6 protein-coding genes and 1 rRNA gene are annotated in these 6727 nt (G+C 46.2%); 5 read left to right on the top strand and 2 right to left on the bottom strand.

All coding sequences use genetic code 11. The features are described 5' to 3' along the window. The first annotated feature begins 64 nt into the window (after window positions 1-64). Window positions 65-181: ribosomal RNA gene (gene rrf, locus QMG93_RS26440) — 5S ribosomal RNA — on the top strand. A gap of 472 nt (window positions 182-653) precedes the next feature. On the opposite strand, the gene QMG93_RS26435 is transcribed toward rrf, so the two are convergent. Further along, window positions 654-1037, bottom strand: coding sequence for a hypothetical protein (locus tag QMG93_RS26435; RefSeq protein ID WP_281941862.1), 384 nt, complete (start codon window positions 1035-1037; stop codon window positions 654-656). A 100-nt stretch (window positions 1038-1137) separates the two neighbouring features. Continuing rightward, window positions 1138-2571, bottom strand: a complete 1434-nt coding sequence (locus QMG93_RS26430; protein ID WP_281941865.1) for a multicopper oxidase family protein — start codon at window positions 2569-2571, stop codon at window positions 1138-1140. 450 nt (window positions 2572-3021) lie between these two features. Here QMG93_RS26430 and QMG93_RS26425 point away from each other — a divergent pair, with 450 nt between their 5' ends. From QMG93_RS26425 to QMG93_RS26410, 4 genes are all read left to right on the top strand, one after another. Continuing rightward, on the top strand, window positions 3022-3843 hold the full coding sequence (locus QMG93_RS26425) for an alpha/beta fold hydrolase (RefSeq protein WP_281941860.1): 822 nt from the start codon (window positions 3022-3024) through the stop codon (window positions 3841-3843). 205 nt (window positions 3844-4048) lie between these two features. Beyond that, window positions 4049-4948, top strand: a complete 900-nt coding sequence (locus tag QMG93_RS26420; protein WP_281941858.1) for a DMT family transporter — start codon at window positions 4049-4051, stop codon at window positions 4946-4948. A gap of 141 nt (window positions 4949-5089) precedes the next feature. Next, a complete protein-coding gene (locus QMG93_RS26415; RefSeq protein WP_281941857.1) occupies window positions 5090-5350 on the top strand; it encodes a hypothetical protein in 261 nt (86 codons plus the stop codon). Between the two features lie 412 nt (window positions 5351-5762). Beyond that, window positions 5763-6650: a Virginiamycin B lyase gene (locus tag QMG93_RS26410; RefSeq protein WP_281941855.1), complete on the top strand. Its 888-nt coding sequence runs from the start codon at window positions 5763-5765 to the stop codon at window positions 6648-6650. Window positions 6651-6727 lie beyond the last annotated feature (77 nt).

Below are 6727 nucleotides of genomic sequence, written 5' to 3'. Positions count from 1 at the left end.
ACCATAAGCTAACGATAGAAGTTGAATTTCGCATCTAGTTTTCAAGGTACAAGCCTTGATTATGTTTGGTGATGATGGCGGAAGGGAACCACGCGTACCCATCCCGAACACGACCGTTAAGCCTTCCAGCGCCGATGGTACTTGGACCGCAGGGTCCTGGGAGAGTAGGACGTCGCCAAGCAGCAACCCCATTCGGGGTTATTTTTTTTATAAACTTCGGAATTTATCCGATGTCTCATATTCTCCCCCAAAAAAGGAACAGTTTGCCTAAGGCAACTGCTCCTTTTTTTACTGAATCCTTGTGGGATTAAGAAATCCTTATTATAGCGGGGAGAGCTGAACAGACTATTATTCCGGGCCATCGTTTATCTTGCTGTCACAACCTCCATCGATGAGGAACAATGATCTAAATTTGCTTAGCAGTACTTGTGATATGAATTCGGAATCGTGATTTATCAAAGGTCTGGACTTCCAAGCTGACAAATTCTTCGCAATTGCCCTTCTTGGAAGTCGTGATCAAGATGTTAAAGAAAATGTTTTTTATGTTTGTCTAAGGTTATATTGTAAAAATATAGTTCATTTTTTAGTATCAATTATAAGCGTTCCCCATAGCAGAAGTGATATGTATGCGAGACTTTATGTCACGGAAGGGTTTATTCCGATTGAAAGTCATTGAGCCATCCGAAAGCGGCTTTGCACGGCCAGTTTCCGGAGCCATTACATCTCCTTTCGGTATCCGAATCGATCCAGTAATCAGCAAACCCAGCGCGTTGATCCAGCTCCGTATATCGGATTGAAAGATTCGGAGTTTTGAGCGCACCTGCCGGATACACTTCAAGGCCATAACGCTCAAGATCTTCTTTTATGGCATCACGCCGTTCGAGGGGTACTTCTGCATAAAGCTGTTTGAATGTTGTCATCTCAATTTTTGCATCCGCCCCTACGGCGGCACTGATTTTGGCAAGCTGCTCCGGTGTAAACAGGCTGCCTCCAGCTTGAATCGCAGCGCTAATTGCGATTTTGGTTGTTTCTCCCATGACCATCCCACCTATCTTCGAAATTTATCGAATCATTTCACATCATTGGGCTTTCCGGCCGGTTTATTGGCTTCAGCACTGGCGAGCGCTCATTTTTGTATTACTCCGGTTTATTTCCTGCATTTGGGTCTGCAACAAAATCAGTCTTATAGTCTGTATATTTTAATTCCGTTACCATGCCGGCCGAAGCATGATGAAGATCGTGACAATGGAACATCCAGTTCCCTTCATTAGCTGCTTCGAATGCAACAACATATTCATCGCCCGGCTTCAAATTCAACGTATCCTTCATCATTGGTGATCCTTCAAGCGGTTTCCCGTTCTTGCTTAGTACTTGAAAGAAGTGACCGTGTAGGTGTATCGGATGATCGTCGGTTTTCGAATTATTGACGAGGCGAACCTTGACGGTATCTCTTTTTTTGACGTTTATCGGTTCGGTTTCCGGAAACGTTTTTCCGTTTATGGTGTAGACCATTTCCCCGTTTTTCATTTCGGTGTTCAAATTCATCGTGTATTCCAACGTGTACTTCTGATCTAACATAAAGTTAGCTTTGCCCGCTTGGCCGTATCGACTCATATCGACAGCCGCCAGCTTCTCCGATTCATTCGCTTTGTCGGAACCCGCGGCAGCTCCTTCATAAGCGATCGTCGCTTTCATCCCTTTAATAGCAGCGTTGTTGCCATGGTCCTCGATCAACCATTTGCCTGGATTGTTCGCGACAAATTCAATATCGTAACGTTCCCCTGCAGCAATACTTATAACATTATCTTTCAAGATATCCGGATTGTTTATCGGCTGCCCATCGGTAGCAATAACTTTGAATTCATGTCCGTGCAAATGAATTTGATGAGACAAATAGCCTGCATTGATCAAACGGATTCGGACTCTATCTCCCTGCTTGACAGGGAGCTGATCCACCAGCGAGCCGGATTTTCCATTTATGGTGTACAGATCGTACATGCTCATATCATGTCCCATATTCATCGTACTGTGATTCATGCCGGACATTTCCCCGGAGCTCATCCATTCATCCAGCATCAGTGTGTAATCGCGGTCCACTTTTTCCTCGTTTTTACCTTCTACAACGAAAGAACCGTATAGTCTACGATCTAACTGATTTACACTATCCTGATGTGAATGGTACCAGTAGGTGCCGGGGACATCCGCTTTAAACTCGTACGTAAACGATTGGCCCGGTTGAACCGCATTTTGCGTTACGCCTGGTATGCCGTCCATCGCGTTTGGTACGGGAACGCCGTGCCAATGAATGGTGACTGGCTCAGGCAACTGGTTCTTCAAGTTAATCTTAACCGTATCTCCTTGCTTAACCCGTATTTGCGGACCGGGAACCGAATTATTAAACGTCCAGACAGGCAAAGTTTTGCCGGGGGCTATTTCCTGATTGCTTACGGAAGCCGTCAAATTAATTTCTTTGCCCGTTAGAACAGTTGGCTTCACCGTCTGCCCATTTGTCGTCTTTGAGGATGCTTGTGTCTCCTCCATATTCATTTTAGAATGATCCATTCCGTTCATTGAACCGGAACACCCCGCTAATACAACAGATAAGGCTGGGGGGCAAGGGCGGCTACTATTTCTCAATAAACGAGGGCAAATCGGATCGGGCAAGATGTTGATTGTTGTTGTCATTGGAGGCCTTCTACTCGGGCGCTCATTTTGCTTCCGACTCCGGTGGATGGAACGGAAAGTTCTCTTGAAGGAAGCCAGGATTATCGGGAGCTTAATCTTCTCGTCATAATAGGTATGGCAACTGTTTATAACTAAAATGATACAAGCAAATGGCTGTGAATCCTTGGATTACAAGGGTTTGCAGCCATTTGGTTATATTAGCTGAAACTTGGCTCTCTCATAACTGTACCGATACAGATGTGCTTTTTATTGATTGTAGCAGCTGGCACTCACCATTAAAATGAAATGGGCAAGGGGTATTATATATGTAATCAATACGAGGAGGTAGATGAAAACATGGCTTACTATATCAACGGCGACCGCCGAAATTATTTCATCGAATTTGGATCTGGACGTCCGGTCATCCTGCTGCATGGCATCAGCAATTCCGGTCGTGCCTGGGCGCCTCAGATAGCGCCGCTGGTCGAGGCGGGATTTCGGGTGATTGTGCCGGATCATGCCGGGCATGGTGCCTCGGCAAGGCTCGACCAACCGTTCGGCGTATCTGATATCGCCGCGGATGTGCTCGCGCTCCTCGATCAGCTTTCCATCGAAGCCGCCGACATTATCGGCCTGTCGCTCGGCGGGATGGTGGCGCTCGAGATTGCGCTCACACAGCCTCGGCGCGTCGGGAAACTCATCGTCGCCAACAGCTTCGATACGACGGCAACGGAGGAGTTCCGGATCATGGCTGAAGGATGGGCTAGAACGTTCCGCGGGGAAGATGGTCCGGTCAAGCGGTTTGAAGGCATCTGGCCCATGAATGTCAACGAAGCCTTCCGGGCCAGCGAGGAAGGGATGAAGACCTATCAGGTGTGGCACGGCCTGGCGGCGACGGCCGACGGACAATCGCTCGCTCATGTCGCGGAGGGGATTGTCGGCTTCGATGAGACCGCGCGCCTGGATTCCCTTTCCATACCCGTCCTGTTCATCGCAGGCGAGCAGGACCGCATGTCACCGCCAGCTGTTTCCCGGCGCATGGCGGATCGCGTTCCGAATGCGCGCTATGTCGAGATTCAGGGCGCCGCACATATTTCCAATGCGGATTCGGCTGCGGCATTCAACGAGGCTATCATTACCTTTTTGGGCACAGCGCCGACGAGCACCACGTCAGTTTAAGATCAATGACGAGTTGGGAAAGCATCAAGACCAGGGAATTAAAAGCGGTGAGCGAGGCGGTCACGGTCGAGGTGCGCCGTTCATCAAGTCCGAGACTTAAGGCAGTACAGGTCCATTCCAAATCCCAATATGATCATTTACAGGCGTGCGAGGTACGAATAAGGAAACCATTTCAGCTCAAGACGTTGCAGAGGGGATATATGATGTGAAAATAAAAAGTATCATATTTTTAACAGGAATCAGCTTAATATGGGGTTCGCAATTTTTCTTTGTTGATCTTATTATCTCTAAAGTGCCTCCAGTTACACTTGCAGCAGTAAAGGCGCTTGTTGGAGCTATTACATTAGCCTTGATTCATTTCTTCTTATTTACCAAGAAAGAGCAAAGTCCCCCTTCTTCCACTTATCAAAATAAGAAGGTGAGAGTTCTTTATGCTGCCATTGCTTTATTTGAAGCGATTATTCCCTTTTTCTTAATCGGGTGGGGGCAGCAACGGGTGTCCAGCAGCATTGCTTCCATTATTATGGGGACGGTTCCCATTTTTACGCTGCTTATTTTGTTTATCTTTAGAATTAGCCGATTGCGTTTGTTGCATTTCTTAAGTATTGGCGTTGGCTTCATTGGTATTCTCCTAATGATCTTGCCATCCCTAACCGTCGACTTTACGAATCAGAGTTTATGGGGAATGCCTGCTCTGATCATTGCTTCGATAAGCTTTGCGATATCTTTGGTCCTCATTGAAAAGCTACCGCCAATGTCCTCCGTACTGGCGATGAGAAATGTTCTAATTATTGCATCTATTGTTCTGATTCCAGCAAGCTTTCTGTTGGAAAATCCGCTAAGCATGAGTCTGACTTTCATTGAGATGCTTTCTCTACTTATTCTCGGAGTTTTCCATGCAGGAATCGTCTACATGATGTTTAATCAGCTCATTAAGCAATCCGGATCTGCTTTTGCATCGCTAACTAATTATTTTGTTCCAGTGATTGGAGTTATTCTCGGTACAATTTTATTAGGAGATCAGATCGATGCAAAGACGTGGTTTGCTTTAATGATCATATTGATTTCCTTGATTATGGGGAGTGCAGCGTCTAAAAGTAAATAACGTTGACCGACAGGGCGCATCAGGACCTGGCCCCATAACTGAAAAAATCTTCGAGCCGTTAATGGATCGGGGATTTTTTGATTTTCCAAATGATTTTATGATGATGCAGGAATGAGACATTATGAAAAGGTGTGTTGCGGCATGAAGATTAATTTACGCAATCAGGTTGGTATTGTGAAAGAACGTAAAGTCGGATTTTCTTGGACTACTTTATTTTTTGGGTTCTTTCCGGTACTTTTTAGAGGAGACTGGAAATGGGCTATTATTCAATTCGTTGCAGCAGGTTGCACTTTGCATATAAACGATTTGTTGAAAAACGGTTACGAGCCTTCTGATGAGAATTCAAGGACGGTGCTTGTATCGAAAGGGTTTATTACAGGTAGCCGTACTTTCACGGCATAAGCCACTTTAACGAATAAAGAATTTATATTTCGTAATGGTCAGTTTTCACGACTTTTTATTTGTGGTAAAGTTACTGTAAGCCATAACGAAAGGGTGACCTAAAAGCCAATGATCTACTAATCCTATCTTTCTAAGAAAATATCGTTGCATACGATGCTTTCAGGATAGGAGTAGCATGGGCTTTTTTGCATATATAAAGAAGAACGACTCTTCGTGTAAAGGATGAGTTCGTCTTTTTTTGACCGTATGCCTGCCTCCTATCCGAACATCGGTATAGGAGGTTTTTTGCGTTTTCCTTCTTATTTTTGGCACCAAAGTGATAGCCGGTATATTGGCGCCATCGTAAGTGGAGATATGGACACGCTGAGAAAAATGAAACAGCATCCTTGATGCTTGATGGGAGGTTCATTGTATGAGGATCATGATACACGAGTATGCGGTCAACGGATATGATTCGGGGCCCTACGGAATAACCGCTGGAACAGACGGGGCGATGTGGTTTACGGAACAGGAGGGGAATCGAATCGGACGAATCCATGCCGAAGGTGAAATACGTTCATTTCCTGTTCCGACAGCGAATGCAGGAGTGATGTCCATCGTTTCGGACCGGACCGGCGACTTATGGTTTACAGAATATCGGGCAAACAAGATCGGGAGAATGTCGATGGACGGTCATTTTACCGAATATGACCTTCCTGTCGCGGACTCCGCACCTTTTGGCATAACGGAAGGTCCCGACGGCGCCATGTGGTTTACCGAAATGAATACCGGCAGAATCGGCAGGATAACAAAATCAGGGGAAATCACGGAATTCGAATTGCCTCATCCCAAAGCATTTCCCTCTTTTATTACTCCGGGTCCGGACGGGGCATTATGGTTTACACAGAATCAGAACAATACCATCGGGAGAATCACCGCCGGAGGCGAGGTGAAGGAATATTCGATTCCAACGCCTAATTCCGGGCTTGTGGGCATTACGGCCGGACCTGACGGAGCATTATGGTTTGTGCAAATCATGGGGAATAAAATCGGTAGAATGACGTCCTTGGGTGAGGTGAGTGAATTTGTTATACCGACGCCGAACGCTCGTCCTCATGCGATCATTTGCGGGAAAAACGGGGATCTATGGTTTACGGAATGGGGCGGTAACCAAATCGGCCGAATTACAGTTGAGGGGGTTATTACGGAATACGCGATACCGGCAAAGAATGCTGAGCCCCATGGTATCGCAATGGGTCCCAGCGGCGACATTTGGTTTGCTGAAGAGTGTAACCAGATTGGACGTCTGACACCTAACTAAAACATTTACAGCCAATCGCGGCAGCCTAGGCTTTTCAAAGCCCTTGGCTGCCGCTTTATCATGTTAATCTAGCGTTT

This window comes from Paenibacillus tyrphae (genome assembly GCF_027925525.1).
Lineage (GTDB): Bacteria > Bacillota > Bacilli > Paenibacillales > NBRC-103111 > Paenibacillus_G > Paenibacillus_G tyrfis_B.
Note: the sequence above shows the minus strand (reverse complement) of the source record. Positions and strands in the feature narration are given on the sequence as shown.